Source organism: Methylobacterium sp. 1030 (assembly GCF_040544715.1).
In the GTDB taxonomy this organism is placed as follows: domain Bacteria; phylum Pseudomonadota; class Alphaproteobacteria; order Rhizobiales; family Beijerinckiaceae; genus Methylobacterium.
The window spans coordinates 45267-60626 of the sequence record NZ_JBEPKM010000013.1 but is presented as its reverse complement, the minus strand read 5'-3'; the positions used below and the strand labels follow the sequence as shown (position 1 = coordinate 60626).

Below are 15360 nucleotides of genomic sequence, written 5' to 3'. Positions count from 1 at the left end.
CGATGGCCCGCACGCTGATCAACCTGCCGAAGACCGCCGAGCCCGGCGACACGATCACGATCAGGACCCTGATCTCGCACCCGATGGAGACGGGCTTCCGCCCCGGTGCCGATGGCCGGATCCTGCCGCGCAACATCGTGACGGACTTCGTCTGCCGCTTCGAGGACGAGGAGATCTTCCGGGCCGAGCTGTTTCCCGCTTCGGCGGCCAACCCCTACCTGACCTTCACCTGGGTCGCGACGCGCAGCGGCCGCTTCAGCTTCACGTGGCGCGGCGATGGCGGCTTCGATCAGACCGAATCCGCGGCGATCACCGTGGCCTGAGTCTCCGCCGTGCCGCGCCGCTCGGGCTCCCCGCTGCAGACGGCGCTCGTGGCGCTGCTCCTCACCAGCCCTCTCGCGCGGTCGGAGCCGGTCCCGCTGGCCGAGCGACGCTCGGGCTTCGACCAGATGAGCCCCGAGATCCAGGCGATGCAGCGGGACGACGGGGCCAATCCCGGCATGCTCGCGGTCGCGGACGGGGAGGACCTCTGGGCGAAGGCGCCCATTTCCGGGGGACTCGCCTGCGCCGGCTGCCACGGCGAGGCCTCGTCCACGATGCGGGGCGTCGCGGCACGCTATCCCGCTTGGGACGCGCGGACGGGCAGGCCCATCGACCTCCAGTCTCGCGTCAACGCGTGCCGCCGCGAGCATCAGGGCTCCGAGGCCCTCGCCTACGAGAGCCCCGACCTGCTGGCGCTCACGGCCTTCGTCGCCGCGCAGTCCCGCGGGCTGCCGATCGCTCCGCCGGACGATCCCCGGCTCGAGCCCGCGCGGGCGGCGGGTCGCGCGCTGTTCGAGACGCGCCAGGGCCAGCTCGGCCTGTCCTGCGCCATCTGCCACGACGACCATCGGGGTCACCGCCTCGGCGCAGCGATGATCCCGCAGGGACACCCGACCGGCTACCCGCTCTACCGCCTCGAATGGCAAGGTCTCGGCTCGCTGCAGCGGCGCCTGCGCAACTGCCTCACCGGCATGCGCGCCGAGCCCTTCGGGTACGGCGCGCCGGACTATGTTGCGCTCGAACTCTACCTCGCGACGCGCGCCGCGCCGCTGCCGCTGGAGACGCCGGCCGTGCGCCCCTGATCGAGCTCGGACTGGCCACCGCTCGACGCCGCGCGCACCTCGTCGACCGCCGCGGTGACCCGCCGGACGGCCGAAGCGCGAACGCCTCAGCCACCAGTCGATCCACGACTGTGGCTCCAGCGGTCGAGCCAGCGCCGCGCTTCCACGGATTCGGCCCCGCGCCTACATACCCGGTATGCCGATCCTCCTGGCGCTCGGCGCCGCCCTGCTGTTCGGTCTCGTGTTCGGCCCCCAGTGGTGGGTGCGCCGGGTGATGCGGCAACACGCCACCGAGAGGCCGGACCTGCCCGGGACCGGTGGCGAGCTTGCCCGCCATCTGCTCGACCTGGCACGGCTCGAGCACGTTCCCGTCGAGATCGCGCAGGCCGACCACTACGATCCGGTCGCGAACGTCGTGCGCCTGTCGCCGGAGAACCATGAGGGCCGCTCCATCACGGCGGTCGCGGTGGCGGCACATGAGGTCTCCCACGCGCTCCAGCACGCGGCGGGGGACCGGCTGCTCGCGGCGCGGGTGACCTTCGCGCCGGTCGTGCAGGGCTTCGAGCTTGCCGCAGGCTTGGTGATGATGACCGCGCCCATCATGCTCGCCGTCATCAAATCCCCCGCCCTGCTCACCCTGCAGGTCGGGTTCGGCATCGCGCTCCTCAGCGTTCGCCTCGTGTTTCACCTCTTGACGCTGCCCGTCGAGCTCGATGCGAGCTACCGCCGGGCTCTGCCCATCCTGGAAACGGGCCGCTTCCTCGACGCTGACGACATGCGTGGCGCCCGCACCGTACTGCGCGCCGCAGCCCTCACCTACGTGGCCTCGTCCCTCGTGTCGCTCGTGAACATCGCCCGCTTCCGGCGACTCCTCCGGTTCTGAGACCTACCAAACGCGCGTCCGCTCCTGCTCTGCTCGGCCGCGAGCGGGTTGCCTTCGATCAGCCAGCCTCTGTCACCACCGAACGACCGCTCGAACGTCTCGGAGGGGTGGCTTTGAGACGGTCTGGTCGCGGCCGAAGCTGCCGTGAAGCCGAACAAGCGTCGGAACCGCGCGTGGAACAGAGCTGCCGCGTCACGGCGCGCCCCGCGGAACGGAGACACTCGGCACCGATCCGCGGCGTTCTCGAGCGCCTCACCTCACGCGGCGGCCGCGGCGAGCGTGCTCCGAAGCAGTTCATCGAGTTCGCCAGCGACGCGGTCGACCTGCGGATTCGCGAACTGGCCGAAGGTGCTGACCGGGCGGTCGTACTCGAAGGCGACGCCACCCTCGGAATCCTCACGCAGAAGCACCCGGATCGGCGCGTACAAGGCGGCAGAAACGGCGTGCCGGGTCATCGACGCGGCCGTCAGCGGGTTGCCGATGTCGTACTGGACGGCCTTGCGGCTCAACCCGGCGGTGCGCAGCACATCGCCATGGTCTCGGGAGCCGAAGATCGAGAGCGGCGCCTGCCGTTCGAGGAGGTCGCGCGCCTCGTCCACTCGTCCAGCCTTCAGGAGCGTGGCGTAATCGAGGTCGATGACGGGCACCGAAGCCTCCAAGGCGGATCGGACCGCCTCGAAAGACTTGGCCGAGGAAAGGGTGACGTGCTCGACCGCGATTTCGGTCGACGCGAAGTGGTCGGACATGATCTGATCTCCTGACTTCATGCAGCGGGCGGCTCGCCGGGCGGGCCTCGACTGCTCGTCCTCGGCCTGTCCGCGTGCTCGCTCAGTTCATGGCCTCAAGCGACCCGAGCTTGACCGTGTTCGTGTTGGCCTCGACCGCAACAGGCGCGTCGGGCAGCCACCGGACGACGCCCGCGGTCGCGAAGCCCCCCTGCTTGAGGACCTGCGCGGCATGCGTCGCGACGTCTCGGCTCCGATAGGCCACGGTGATGGTGGCGGGCGCCTTGAAGGGCTCGACGGAGGCGATGGCCGGCCGAGCCTCCTGCCAGCGCGTGAGGGCCGGTACGAGGAGACCACCCTGCGCACGGACGTCGGCGGCACTCAGCGCGAGACCCGGCGTATGGTGGGCCGCGCCGATGACGGCGGGGACGGAGAATGCGCCGTGCGCGGCGGTGTCGAGGGTCACCTCCGACGCGGCGGCCGGCAGGAGGGACGCCACGGTCATCGTCAGGGCGGCGGTGAGGGTGATGGTAGGGTGGGTCATCTCTCGATCCTCTCGGTGTGACGGGGTGGCCCGTCTTTCGATGAGGAGGAGATGCGGCCGGGAGGCGCATTCATCAAACAGATGCGATTGATACCCAGTATCTACGCCGTAAATGATGGTTCGGTTTTCGACGGCCGCGACGGCGCGGCCGATGCGGCTCGGAAGCCTGATGGTCTCGCTCGGTCGGATGCCGCATTGTCCGGTCGCCGAGACCATGGTCGCGAGCCACCGGCGGACCTGACCATGACGATCAAGCACCGTGACCTCGCGGGCATCGACCTGAACTTGGTCGTGGCGCTGGACGCACTCCTGACCGAGAGCAGCGTCACGCGCGCTGCCGCGAAGGTCGGCATCACGCAATCCGCCATGAGCAGCAGCCTTGCCCGCCTGCGCAGGCTCCTCGGCGACGAGCTCCTGACGCGCACGCCGGACGGCATGCGCCCGACACCGCGGTCGCTCGCCCTCGTCGAGCCGGTCCGCGCCGCCCTGCGCCAATTCCAGGGCATCGTCCTCCGGGAGGACGACTTTGCCCCCTCGCAGGTCGAGCGGTCCTTCACGCTCGCCATTCCCGGCAGCGTCGAGGTACGTCTCATCCCGCGCCTGCTCGCGTTCCTCGCATGCGAGGCGCCCGGCATCCGCCTGCACTTGGTCGGCCTCGATTACGGGAGCGTGCTGCGGGACCTCGACGCCGACAGGATCGACATGGCCGTCGGCATGATCTCCGAGGGCCAGGTCCACCACAAGGTCCGGCCGCTCTATCGCTTCGGCTTCCTGAGCCTGTTCAATCCCCGGCTGCTCGGCGTGAGCGGTCCGCTCTCGCTCGACGACTTCGTCCGCTTCCCGCACATCCTGACGTACCTGACCGGCGTCGGCCCGGGGGTGGTGGACGAGGCGCTCGCGAAGGTGGGCCGGACGCGGAGGCTGGCGGCGACGACGCCGCGCTTCGCCACCGTGCCGTTTCACGTGCAGGCCGCGCCCTTGATCGCCACGATGGCCGACGAGCTGGCCACCACCTTCGCGACCCAACTCGGCCTGGCGACGAGCCCCGTCCCGGTGCCGACCGGGGAGATCGTCATCTCCATGCTGTGGCACGCCTCCTATGACCGCGATCCCGCCCATCGCTGGCTGCGGGAGGTCATGGTTCGCCTGGGACGAGAGGCCGGTAGCGCCCGCGAAGACGCGGTGTAGCTCGTAGCCTCACGCCTCTCGGTCCCTGAGCCACCTTTCCGTTTGGGTGCCCCTGGAGGCAGCAAAGGCATCGACGACCCGGACAGGGTTGTCCTCGGCGATCCGATCTTCGAGATAAGGCGGGAACAGCGTCGTCTGATCGCGCTCGGCGCCGACAACGAACCGTTCCATGCCGCCCCCCGGGCGTGCCGGACAAAGCTACCACCATCGAGGTTTCGACACAGCCAGGGTCGCTACCGGAACGGCGGCATGGAGTGGTCTAGAGACGATCTGCTTCTACCACAGATTGGGCCATCCTGCTGGTTCGGCGTCGGGAGCCGATCAACGCGTTGCTTCTCCCGCGCGGTAGAAGGCTCGGGGATTCTCCGAAGATGGTCCGGTCTGTGCTTGCCCGTGCTGGCCACCTGATCGTGCCGGTTTCTGTCGTCGCTGGACGCGGACAGACGACGGGATCGCCCCAATGGAAGGGGGGCGCCCCTTCTTGTTCCACCCCGGTTCCCCCATGCCCGAATGCCTCGTCTTCCGCGTGCCCGCGCAGCATCCCGCCGACGTCTCCGAGGTGATGGGCCTCGTCGCCTCCGGGGCGGTGGACGCGACCGAGATCGTCGCGATCTTCGGCAAGACCGAGGGCAACGGCTGCGTGAATGACTTCACCCGGCAGCTCGCGGTGATGGCCCTGGAGACGGCGCTCGCCACCGTCCTCGGCTGTACGGCGGCGGAGGTCGGAGCGCGGATCGCCCTCGTCATGTCCGGCGGCACCGAAGGCGGGCTGTCGCCGCACTTCCTCGTCCTCGCCCGGCGTGAAGGCCCCGCGGTGCCGGAGGGCAAGGCGCTCGCCATCGGCACGGCCTTCACCCAGGAGTTCCGGGCGGAGGAGATCGGCCGGATGGCGCAGGTCGAGGCGACTGCGGCGGCGGTCGGCCGGGCCATGGCAGAGGCGGGACTCACCGATCCCGCCGACGTGCATTTCGTGCAGGTGAAGTGCCCGCTCCTGACGAGCGCTCGGATCGCCGAGGCGGCCGCCCGGGGCCACGGCGTCGCCACACACGACACCTACGCCTCGATGGGCTTATCCCGCGGCGCCTCGGCGCTCGGCATCGCGCTCGCCCTCGGAGAGGTCGACCGCGAACATCTCGCGGATTCCGCCATCGGCACCCGACGCGATCTCTTCTCCGGCCGCGCCAGTTGCTCGGCGGGGATCGAGCTGATGCGCAACGAGATCATCGTGCTCGGCAACGCCCAGGGCTGGACCGGCCCGCTCGCCATCGCCCACCGGGTTATGGACGACGGCATCGACCTGTCCGCGATTCGGCGGGTGCTCACCGACCTCGGCTTCCTGGAGGCGGGGCAGTTGCCGCCTCCTGAGGCGGAGCGCGTGATCGCCCTGCTCGCCAAAGCCGAGCCCTCCCATGACGGCCTGATCCGGGGACGGCGCCACATCATGAACGACGACAGCGATATCAACGCCACCCGGCACGCCCGCGCCCTGGTCGGCGGCGTGGCCGCCGCGGCGATCGGCCGGACGGACCTCTTCGTCTCCGGCGGCGCTGAGCATCAGGGGCCGGATGGCGGCGGCCCGGTAGCGGTCATCGCCCGCGTGAGGGACTGAAGCCGGGGGCGGGGAAGCAGAAGTGCGTCCGCATTGCCGAGAGTCAGGGACAAAGCCGTTCGACCGGTGCCCTGCACCGGCCCTCTGCAACCGCCCGTTGGTGAAAATCAGGCTGCGAGAGTGGGCGCAAGGCCGCAACAGCGAAATCGGCCTGCGCATCCAAGGGCGATGAAGAACAGGCCAAGCCACGGGGACACGGCAGGAGCCATTTCGCCGCGAATTTTTCCCAATACAAGCTAGGCAGGCCGCCAGATGCAGCCAAGCGCTTGATTTTGTTGGCGCGCCCTACGGGAATCGAACCCGTGTTTTCGCCGTGAAAGGGCGACGTCCTGGACCGCTAGACGAAGGGCGCTCTGGCTGGGCCGGGGTTCTATAGTCGGACCGGAGACGCCCGGCAACCGTCCAGGCGCGGCACAGGTGCCACAGGTCCCGAGTTTGCAGGTCCTGAGGTCACAGACCCTGACTCTGTCGGTCCTGGGTTTGACCGCGCACCGGGTTGGGGCGATGGAGAGCCATGCCCCAGCCCACCCCTCGCATGACCCTCGTCCTCGGCGGGGCGCGGTCCGGCAAGAGCGCCTACGCGGAGGGGCTGATCGAAGCCTGCCCCGGCCCGTGGCTCTATCTCGCCACCGCCCAGGCCTTCGACGACGAGATGGTCGACCGCATCGCCCAGCACCGCGCGCGGCGCGGCGGCGCCTGGCGCACCCGCGACGTGCCGCTCGCGCTGCCGGAGGCGGTCGCCGAGGCCGAGGGACCGGTCCTGGTCGACTGCCTCACGCTCTGGCTCACCAACCTGATCCTGGCGGAGGCCGACGTGGCGGAGGCGTCGGCGCGGCTCCTCGCCGCCTGCGCCGACGCCCCGGGCCCGCTCGTGCTGGTCGGCAACGAGGTCGGGCTCGGGATCGTCCCCGACAACGCCCTCGCCCGGCGATTCCGCGACGCCGCCGGCCGCCTCCACCAGCAGCTCGCCGCGCGGGCCGACCGGGTCGTCCTGACCGTGGCCGGCCTGCCGCTGGTCGTGAAGCCGCGAACCTCTGAGACAGGAGCCTCCGCATGAGCGACGACGCCGCGCGCCACCGCGAGAAGATGGAGAAGCGCAAGGCCGTCCAGGACGCCGAGGTCGCGGGCAAAACCCTCGAGAAGGGCCTGCTCCTCGTCCATACCGGCCCCGGCAAGGGCAAGAGCACGGCGGCCCTGGGGCTGATGCTGCGGGCGCTCGGCCGCGGCTGGCGGGTCGGCATGGTGCAGTTCATCAAGGGCGGCTGGGACACCGGCGAGCGCCACGCCGTGGCGGCCTTCGGCGAGAGGGTCGTGTGGCACACCCTCGGGGAGGGATTCACCTGGGAGACCCAGGACAAGGCGCGCGACGTCGCCGCCTGCCGCCACGCCTGGGCGGTCGCCGAGGGCCTGATGGCCGATCCCACGATCCGCCTGCTCGTCCTCGACGAGCTCAACATCGCGCTGCGCTACGAGTACCTCGACCTCGATGCCGTCGTCGCCGCCCTCCGCGCGCGCCGGCCGGACCTGCACGTCGTGGTCACCGGCCGCAACGCCAAGCCGGCCCTGGTCGAGGCCGCCGACCTCGTCACCGAGATGGGCAGCGTCAAGCACCACTTCGCCGCCGGCGTGAAGGCGCAGGAAGGGATCGAGTTCTGAGCCCGCCGCGCGCGACGGCGCCCAAGAAGGCCCTGATGATCCAGGGCACCGGCTCCGATGTCGGCAAGTCCCTGATCGTGGCGGGGCTGGCGCGCGCCTTCACGGAGCGGGGCCTGAAGGTCCGGCCGTTCAAGCCGCAGAACATGTCGAACAACGCCGCCGTCACCGCCGACGGCGGCGAGATCGGCCGGGCGCAGGCGCTCCAGGCCCGAGCCGCCCGGGTGGCACCCTCCGTGCACATGAACCCGGTCCTGCTGAAGCCGCAGAGCGAGGTCGGCTCCCAGGTGGTCGTGCAGGGCCGGATGGTCGCCACCGTGAAGGCGCGCGACTACCAGGCCTGGAAGCCCCGGCTGATGTCCGCCGTCCTCGACAGCTTCTCCCAGCTCGCGGACGAGGCCGACTTGGTTCTGGTCGAAGGCGCGGGCTCGGCGTCGGAAATAAACCTCCGCGCGGGCGACATCGCCAATATGGGCTTCGCCCGGGCCACCGACACGCCGGTGGTGCTGGTCGGCGACATCGACCGGGGCGGCGTGATCGCGAGCCTCGTCGGCACGAAGGCCGTGATCGACCCGGCGGACGCCGCGATGGTCGCCGGCTTCCTCGTCAACCGGTTCCGCGGCGATCCGAGCCTGTTCGCCGACGGGATGCGCCTGATCGCCGAGCGCACCGGCTGGGCGGCGCTCGGCCTCGTGCCGCACTTCCCCGACGCGGCGCGCCTGCCGGCCGAGGACGTGCTGGGCCTCGCCGGCTCGGAGTCGCGCGGGCCCGGCTCCGTCACGGTGGCGGTGCCGGTGCTGCCGCGCATCGCCAATTTCGACGACCTCGACCCGTTGCGGGCGGAGCCGAACGTGTCGGTGGTGCTGGTCCGGCCCGGAACGCCGATCCCCGCCGGGGCCGCCCTCGTGCTGCTGCCGGGGTCGAAGACGACGATCGACGATCTGGACTTCTTCCGCGCCGAGGGCTGGGACGTCGACCTGCGCGCCCATATCCGCCGGGGCGGCCGGGTGCTCGGCCTGTGCGGCGGCTACCAGATGCTCGGAAAGAGCCTCGCCGACCCGCACGGGATCGAGGGGGCGCCGCGCACCGTGGAGGGCCTCGGGCTCCTCGCCGTCGACACCGTGATGTCGCCCGAGAAGCGCCTGGCCGCCGTCACCGGCACGAGCCTGCCCGACGGCGTGCCGTTCTCCGGCTACGAGATGCATATCGGCGCGACCGCGGGCCCCGACGCGGCCCGGCCGCTGCTGCGCCTCGCCGACGGGCGCCCGGACGGGGCGGTCTCGGCGGACGGGCGCGTGGCCGGGACCTACGTGCACGGCCTCTTCGCCGACGACGCCCAGCGGGCGGCATGGCTCGCGCGCCTGGGCACCGTCTCGGCGGGCGCCGGCTACGAGGCCGGGGTCGAGGCGGCGCTGGACGGCCTCGCGCGACACATCGCGGCCCATGTCGACTGCGACCGCCTCCTGGCGCTTGCCCGGTAGGCGGGGCGCGGGCCAGGGATTACTCTGTGTTATGCCGGCCCCGCCACGAAGGGCCGCACGCCCCCGGAGGAACGCCCCATGCCGCCCACGCCGTCCCCCGCCGGGGAGGATCTCGCCGCGAGCACCGTCCGGACCGTGACCCTGCGGCTGATGCCGCTCCTCGGCCTGCTCTACCTGATCGCCTATATCGACCGGCAGAACGTCTCCTACGCCAAGCTGGAGATGGTCGGCAGCCTCGGCCTCTCCGAGACCGCCTACGGGCTCGGGGCCTCGCTGTTCTTCCTCGGCTACTTCCTGTTCGAGGTGCCGGCCAACGTCTTCCTGGAGCGGGTCGGCGCGCGGATCTGGTTCGCCCGGATCATGATCACCTGGGGGATCGTCACCGTCCTGCTGGGCTTCACCCAGGGCACGGCGATGTTCTACGTGCTGCGCTTCCTGCTCGGCGCCGCCGAGGCCGGCTTCTTCCCCGGCGTGCTGTTCGCGCTGACCCTGTGGTTCCCGCAAGCGCACCGGGCGCGGATGATCGGCTGGTTCATGATCGCCAGCGCCATCGCCAACGCGGTCGGTGCGGCGATCGGCGGCGCGCTGCTGGGCCTCGATGGGCTCCTCGGCCTCCAGGGCTGGCAGTGGGTGTTCCTGGCCACCGGCGCGCCGGCGATCCTCATGGCCGCGGTGGTGCTGTTCGTCCTGCCGGACGGCCCCGAGACCGCCCCCTGGCTGTCGCAGGCCCAGCGCGACTGGCTCGCCCGCACGCTCCGGGCCGAGCGCGAGGACGGCGGCCACGTCGACCACGGCAACCCGTTCGCGGCGCTCCTCGACCGGCGGGTGCTGATGCTCGCCGGGGTCTACGTCTCCCTGCCGCTCGCCGCCTACGGCCTGGGCTACTGGCTCCCCACCGTGGTCAAGGGCTTCGGCGTCTCGAACCTCACCAACGGCTTCCTCAACATCATCCCGTGGCTCGCCACGGCCTTCGCCCTGTGGTGGGTGCCGCGCCACGCCGCCCGCACGGGGGCGCAGGGCAACGCCCTGACCTGGCACGTGGTCGGGCCGGCGCTGGTCGGGGCGGCGGGCCTCGCGCTCTCCGTCGTCCTGCCGGGCAACGCCGTGAAGTTCGCCTGCCTGTGCGTGGCTGCGGCCGGGACCTTCGCCGCCCAGCCGGTCTTCTGGTCGATGCCCGGGACGTTCCTGCGCGGTGCCTCGGCGGCCGCCGGGATCGCGGCGATCAATTCGGTCGGCAATCTCGGCGGCTTCGTCGCCCAGAACGCCGTACCGTTCATCCGCGACCAGACCCAGAGCGACCTCGTGCCGATGCTGTTCCTGGCCGCCTGCCTCGCCGTGGGGGCCGGCCTCATGTTCGTGGTGCTCTCTGCCCTGCGCCGCGACGCGGCGCGGCGGGCGATGCCGACGGCCGCGAGACCGGCCTGAACACGGTCCGGATTCGTGCGTTATCCTTCCTCAGGCCGGCACGACCGGCAGGATGATGCAGACCCGCAAGCCCGCGGGCCATCGTCGAGGAGGGCACCGCGATGAGTCAGGGATTTCCGCTCATGATCCTCGCCTTCGGGACGCTCGGCGGCATCTGGTTCCTGGCCGCCGCGGCCCGGAAGCAGGTCGCCGACGCGAAGGGGAGCCCGGAGCGCTCCAGCGTGATCCACCACCACGGCGGCGAGCCGCGCCCGAACATGCAGGGCACCGAGCACTAGGAGAGCCGGGCACCGGGGCGGCCGCTCCCGCGGCGCAGCTGTCAGCCGGCGGCGATCCGCCGGCAATGGTCGAGGGCGGCGCCGATCAGGTTGTCGCTCGCCTCGGGCGTGCGGAATGCCGAGTGCGCCGACAGGGTGACGCTGGGCAGGTGCGCCAGCGGGTGATCCGCCGGCAGGGGCTCGACGGTGAACACGTCGAGCCCGGCCCGCGCCACGTGGCCGGTGCGCAGGGCCGCGACCAGGGCGTCCTCGTCGAGCACCGCCCCGCGGGCGGTGTTGATCAGCATCGCGCCGGGCTTCATCGCGGCGATCCGCGCGGCCGACAGGAAGCCGCGCGTCGCGTCGGTCAGGAGCAGGTGGAGCGAGACCACGTCGCTCTCGGCGAGCAGGCGGTCGAGCGGGACGAAGTCGACGCCGGGATGGGTCTTCGGGGTCCGGTTCCAGGCGAGCACCCGCATGCCCGCGCCCCGGCAGAGGCGCGCCATCTCGGCCGCGATCCCGCCGAACCCGACGAGGCCGACGGTCTTGCCGGTGAGCTGGATCCCCTCGGTGCGCAGCCAGGATCCGGCGCGCATCGCCCGGTCCATCTCGGGCAGGCCGCGGGCGGCGGCCCACATCAGCGCGAAGGCGCACTCGGCGACCGCCGTGTCGCCGTAGCCCTTGATGGTGTGGACGGTGACGCCGAGGGCGTCCCGGAGCGCCTCCGGGTCCATGTAGCTGCGGGCGCCGGTGCCGAGGAACACGACGTGCTTCAGGCCCGCGCAGGCCCGGGCCACGTCGAGGGGGAGGGCGGTGTGGTCGATCACCGCGGTCTCGGCGCCGTCGAGGATCGCGGGCAGGTCCTGCGGCGCGATTCCGGGATCCGCGTGGATCGCGAAGGGCGGATCGTCCGGCCGCAGCAGCCGCCGGGCCACCGCCGCCAGGGTCTCGCTGGCATCCACGAACACGGCACGCATCGGCGTCTCCCTCATCCAGCCCCGTCCGGCCACGATGCGTCCGGTGCGCGGGCCGTGCCAAGGCCCGATCGGGAATTGCCGCCGTCTCTGCGAGCGGAGCGAAGCGATCCCGTCGGCGCCACGATCTCAGAGGTCGCGCGGCCCTGGCGCGCTTCGCTCCGCTCGCGAGGACGGCTCAGCCGGTGAGCGACAGGCAGAGCGCGAGGAGCGCCAGCACGAGCCCGCCCTGCAGCCAGCAGGCGGTGCGGTAGAGGGCCAGCGCCCGGGCGATGTCGTCGGCCGTGGCGGCGTCCCGGCCGTCGCCCATATGGGCGTCCGGGACGAGGGTGCCGTCGTAGACCCGCGGCCCCGCGAGCCGCAGGCCGAGCGCCCCCGCCATGGCGGATTCGGGCCAGCCGGCATTGGGCGAGCGGTGCCGGCGCGCGTCCCGGGCCATGGCCCGGAGCGCCCCGCGCGCGTCGGCGCCGCGCAGGGCCGCCGCCCCGGCGATCAGCAGGCCCGCGAGCCGGGAGGCCGGCAGGTTCACGCCGTCGTCGAGCCGGGCCGCCGCCCAGCCGAAGGCGGCGTAGCGCGGGCTGCGGTGGCCGATCATGCTGTCGGCGGTGTTGACCGCCTTGTAGAGGGCACCCCCCGGCAGGCCGAGGCAGCCGATCCAGAAGGCCGGCGCCACGATCCCGTCGGAGAAGTTCTCCGCTAGGCTCTCGATCGCGGCCCGGCAGACAGCCGCCTCGTCGAGGCGGTCGGGGTCGCGCCCCACGATCATCGCCACGGCCCGGCGCCCGGCCTCCAGGCCGCCCGCGCGCAGGGCCGTCTCCACGGCGGCGACGTGCTGGTGCAGGCTGCGCTGCGCCGGCAGGCTCGCGCCGAGCAGGCCGAGGAGGAGCAGAGCGGGGAGGGGGCCGGCGAGCCCCGCCAGCGCCGTGACGGCGAGGGCGGCCGAGCCGACCGCGGCGAGGAGCAGCGCCAGCGCGGCGCAGCCGGCGACCCGCCGCCGGCGCGCCGAGCCGCGGTTGAGGCCGCGCTCCAGGGCGGTGATCAGCCGGCCGATCCAGGTGACAGGGTGACCGGCCGCCCTGTAGAGCGCGTCGGGATAGCCGGCCGCCGCCTCGATCCCGAGGGCGACGGCGAGGACGGCGAGCGTGTCGGCGAACGTACCGGGCAGATGGACCATTCGGTGTGGAGCGTTCCCGCGCGTGAGGCCGCCCCGATCGCGCATGGCGGCGATCTCGGCGGGCTCCGACAAGCCTTTCCCGACGCGCCGGAGCCCTGGCTCGACCTCTCGACGGGGATCAACCCGGTCCCCTATCCCGTGCCCGCGCTGGAGGCCAGCGCCTGGGCGCGCCTGCCCGAGGCCGCCGAGGTCCGCGCGCTCCGGGAGGCCGCCGCCGCGGCCTACGGCGCGCCGGACGCCGACCACGTCGTGCCCGCGCCCGGCACGCAGGTCCTGATCGAGACCCTGCCCCGGCTCCTGGCCCCGACCCGGGTCGCGGTTCTCGGGCCGACCTACGCCGAGCACGCCGCCGCCTGGGCGCGGGCCGGGCACGCGGTGGCGGAGGTTTCGAGCGTCGACGCCCTCGGCGCGGCCCGGGTGGCGGTGATCGTCGATCCCAACAACCCGGACGGGCGGACCCATCCCCTGGCCGAGCGCCGGGCGCTCGCCGCGGCACTCGGCCGGCGCGGCGGCCTGCTGGTCGCCGACGAGGCCTTCGCCGACCTCGAGCCGGTGGAGAGCCTGTGCCCGCACGTCTCCGCACCGGACTCGGGGCCCGGCACCGTGGTGCTGCGCTCCTTCGGCAAGACCTACGGGCTCGCCGGCCTGCGCCTCGGCTTCGCGGTCGCCGAGCCCGGCACGGCGGCCCGGATCGCCGCGGCGCTGGGCCCCTGGGCGGTGTCGGGCCCGGCCCTGGCGATCGGGCGCGCGGCCCTGTCGGACGCGGGCTGGCGCGCTGAGGCCGCCCGCGCCCGGGCCGCGGATGCGGGCCGCCTCGACCGGATGATCGCCCGCGCAGGCGGCCGGATCGTCGGCGGCACCTGCCTGTTCCGGACCGCCGATTTCCCCGACGGGCCGGACCTCTACCGGCGGCTGGCGGCGGCCGGCATCGCGGTGCGGCGCTTCGCCGGGCGCCCGGAGCGCCTGCGCTTCGGACTTCCGCCCGACAGGGCGGGCTGGTGCCGGCTGTCGCGGGTACTCAGGTAGCCCGGGCCCCCGGCGGATGCGGGTCGCGGGCCGCCACGATCACGGCCAGCGCCGAGAAGGCGAGGCCGACCGCGCAGACGCCCGGCCAGCCCACGAGCAGGAAGGCCTGCGAGCCGGCATAGGCGCCGAGCGCCCCGAACACGAACAGGGTCGTGAACAGCACGGTGTTGATGCGGCCCCGCGCGCCCGGGACCAGCGCGTAGGCGCGGGTCTGGTTGGCGATGAGCGCGCCGTTCATGCCGATGTCGATGAGCAGCACGCCGAGCGCCACCGCGGCGAGCGACCACGTGCCCCCCGCCCAGAGCACCACGAAGGACAGGGCGACCAGCAGGCTGCCGCCGAGGACCACGGGCTTCGCGCCCCGCCGGTCGGTGAAGCGGCCCGAGATCGGCGCCACGAAGGCCCCGCAGACGCCGATCACGCCGAACAGCCCGGCCCCGGCGGCGGTGAGGCCGAAGGGCGGCGCCTCGACCAGCAGGGCCAGGGTCGCCCAGAAGGCGTTGAAGCCCGCGAACAGCAGCGCCTGCGACAGGCTCGCCGTGCGCAGCACCGGCTGCGTGCGGGCGAGGTGGAGGATCGACAGCATCAGGGCGCGGTAGCGCAGCGGGTGCGTCTGCACTGTGTGGGGGAGGGTGGCCCGCGCGATGCCCGCCATGGCGAGCGCCACCACGGACGCGACGAGGAAGACAGGCCGCCAGCCGAGATGCGCCCCGAGGAAGCCGCTCGCCGTGCGGGCGAGCAGGATGCCGGTGAGGAGCCCGGTCATGACCTGGCCGACGATCCGCCCGCGGCTCGCGTCCGGGGCGAGCTCGGCCGCGAACGGGACCGCCTGCTGGGCCGCGCAGGACAGCACGCCGACCACCAGATGGGCGAGCGCGAGGCAGGCGAGGTTCGGCGCGAGGCCCACGGCGAGCAGGGCCAGGGCGAGGCCGAGGCACTGCCCCACGATCAGGGCGCGGCGCGGCAGGGCGTCGCCGAGCGGCACGAGCCCGACGATGCCGAGCCCGTAGCCGACCAGGGCCGTGGTCGGCACCCACAGGGCGGCGCGGTCGCCGAACTCGGCCACGATCAGGCCGAGCAGCGGCTGGTTGTAGTAGATGTTGGCCACGGCCCCGCCGGCGATCAGCGTCAGGCCGAGCCGGGCCTTCGCGTCGAGGGGTGCGGTCACGGCCGGGTCGGGGGCAGGCGGGTGGGCCGCCGCGGGAGAGCCATGGTCGGGTCCGTGTGGGGAGGGCGATCGGAGCGGCGAGCGATACGGGCGGAGCGCGCCGCCGGGCAAGCTGCGGCGATGCATCCCTGCCGGGACGCCCCGGGCCCC

17 protein-coding genes and 1 tRNA gene are annotated in these 15360 nt (G+C 72.8%); 11 read left to right on the top strand and 7 right to left on the bottom strand.

Going from position 1 to position 15360, the window contains the following annotated elements; translation table 11 throughout:
- Positions 1-2 precede the first annotated feature (2 nt).
- From ABIC30_RS19610 to ABIC30_RS19600, 3 genes are all read left to right on the top strand, one after another.
- Positions 3-323, top strand: a complete 321-nt coding sequence (locus ABIC30_RS19610; protein WP_020095601.1) for a thiosulfate oxidation carrier complex protein SoxZ — start codon at positions 3-5, stop codon at positions 321-323.
- A 9-nt stretch (positions 324-332) separates the two neighbouring features.
- Positions 333-1124, top strand: a complete 792-nt coding sequence (soxA, locus tag ABIC30_RS19605; protein WP_502915851.1) for a sulfur oxidation c-type cytochrome SoxA — start codon at positions 333-335, stop codon at positions 1122-1124.
- Positions 1125-1299: 175 nt separating this feature from the next.
- Positions 1300-1986 (top strand): zinc metallopeptidase, encoded by a 687-nt coding sequence (locus tag ABIC30_RS19600; RefSeq protein ID WP_020095599.1) that lies wholly within the window; start codon positions 1300-1302, stop codon positions 1984-1986.
- Positions 1987-2243: 257 nt separating this feature from the next.
- Here the strand turns inward: ABIC30_RS19600 and ABIC30_RS19595 are convergent, their stop codons facing one another.
- Together ABIC30_RS19595 and ABIC30_RS19590 are read right to left on the bottom strand one after the other, a co-directional pair.
- Entirely contained in the window at positions 2244-2732 is a 489-nt protein-coding gene (locus ABIC30_RS19595; RefSeq protein ID WP_354455961.1) for a DUF302 domain-containing protein, read from the bottom strand.
- 82 nt (positions 2733-2814) lie between these two features.
- On the bottom strand, positions 2815-3255 hold the full coding sequence (locus ABIC30_RS19590) for a hypothetical protein (RefSeq protein WP_091681523.1): 441 nt from the start codon (positions 3253-3255) through the stop codon (positions 2815-2817).
- A gap of 243 nt (positions 3256-3498) precedes the next feature.
- Here ABIC30_RS19590 and ABIC30_RS19585 point away from each other — a divergent pair, with 243 nt between their 5' ends.
- A complete protein-coding gene (locus ABIC30_RS19585) occupies positions 3499-4443 on the top strand; it encodes a LysR family transcriptional regulator (protein WP_354455960.1) in 945 nt (314 codons plus the stop codon).
- A 9-nt stretch (positions 4444-4452) separates the two neighbouring features.
- On the opposite strand, the gene ABIC30_RS19580 is transcribed toward ABIC30_RS19585, so the two are convergent.
- On the bottom strand, positions 4453-4614 hold the full coding sequence (locus ABIC30_RS19580; protein ID WP_020095594.1) for a hypothetical protein: 162 nt from the start codon (positions 4612-4614) through the stop codon (positions 4453-4455).
- A gap of 331 nt (positions 4615-4945) precedes the next feature.
- Between ABIC30_RS19580 and atzD the strand changes: the two genes are divergently transcribed.
- Positions 4946-6052: a cyanuric acid amidohydrolase gene (atzD, locus tag ABIC30_RS19575; RefSeq protein ID WP_354455959.1), complete on the top strand. Its 1107-nt coding sequence runs from the start codon at positions 4946-4948 to the stop codon at positions 6050-6052.
- A gap of 276 nt (positions 6053-6328) precedes the next feature.
- On the opposite strand, the gene ABIC30_RS19570 is transcribed toward atzD, so the two are convergent.
- Positions 6329-6404 (bottom strand) — tRNA-Glu (locus tag ABIC30_RS19570).
- Between the two features lie 162 nt (positions 6405-6566).
- On the opposite strand from ABIC30_RS19570, the gene cobU reads away from it, so the two are divergent.
- The 5 genes from cobU (at position 6567) to ABIC30_RS19545 (ending at position 10889) form a co-directional block, all read left to right on the top strand.
- Positions 6567-7109: a bifunctional adenosylcobinamide kinase/adenosylcobinamide-phosphate guanylyltransferase gene (gene cobU / locus ABIC30_RS19565; protein WP_170863042.1), complete on the top strand. Its 543-nt coding sequence runs from the start codon at positions 6567-6569 to the stop codon at positions 7107-7109.
- Complete coding sequence (gene cobO, locus ABIC30_RS19560; protein WP_354455958.1) at positions 7106-7708, top strand: cob(I)yrinic acid a,c-diamide adenosyltransferase; 603 nt, start codon at positions 7106-7108, stop codon at positions 7706-7708. The genes cobU and cobO overlap by 4 nt, the downstream gene beginning before the upstream one ends.
- Positions 7709-7743: 35 nt before the next feature.
- A complete protein-coding gene (locus ABIC30_RS19555) occupies positions 7744-9186 on the top strand; it encodes a cobyric acid synthase (protein WP_354455957.1) in 1443 nt (480 codons plus the stop codon).
- Positions 9187-9264: 78 nt separating this feature from the next.
- A complete protein-coding gene (locus ABIC30_RS19550) occupies positions 9265-10611 on the top strand; it encodes an MFS transporter (protein WP_091683153.1) in 1347 nt (448 codons plus the stop codon).
- Positions 10612-10712: 101 nt separating this feature from the next.
- Positions 10713-10889, top strand: a complete 177-nt coding sequence (locus ABIC30_RS19545) for a hypothetical protein (RefSeq protein ID WP_010687019.1) — start codon at positions 10713-10715, stop codon at positions 10887-10889.
- A gap of 41 nt (positions 10890-10930) precedes the next feature.
- Here ABIC30_RS19545 and ABIC30_RS19540 read toward each other — a convergent pair whose 3' ends face one another.
- Both ABIC30_RS19540 and cbiB read right to left on the bottom strand, forming a co-directional pair.
- Positions 10931-11845, bottom strand: a complete 915-nt coding sequence (locus ABIC30_RS19540; protein WP_091683151.1) for an NAD(P)-dependent oxidoreductase — start codon at positions 11843-11845, stop codon at positions 10931-10933.
- 175 nt (positions 11846-12020) lie between these two features.
- Positions 12021-13016, bottom strand: coding sequence for an adenosylcobinamide-phosphate synthase CbiB (gene cbiB / locus ABIC30_RS19535; protein ID WP_056524805.1), 996 nt, complete (start codon positions 13014-13016; stop codon positions 12021-12023).
- Between cbiB and cobD the strand changes: the two genes are divergently transcribed.
- A complete protein-coding gene (gene cobD / locus ABIC30_RS19530; protein ID WP_354455956.1) occupies positions 13008-14042 on the top strand; it encodes a threonine-phosphate decarboxylase CobD in 1035 nt (344 codons plus the stop codon). The two genes, cbiB and cobD, sit on opposite strands and share 9 nt — an antisense overlap.
- Here cobD and ABIC30_RS19525 read toward each other — a convergent pair.
- The gene (locus tag ABIC30_RS19525) at positions 14035-15210 is read right to left on the bottom strand and encodes an MFS transporter (RefSeq protein WP_354455955.1); all 1176 of its coding nucleotides are present in this window, start codon (positions 15208-15210) and stop codon (positions 14035-14037) included. The genes cobD and ABIC30_RS19525 overlap by 8 nt on opposite strands.
- Positions 15211-15360 lie beyond the last annotated feature (150 nt).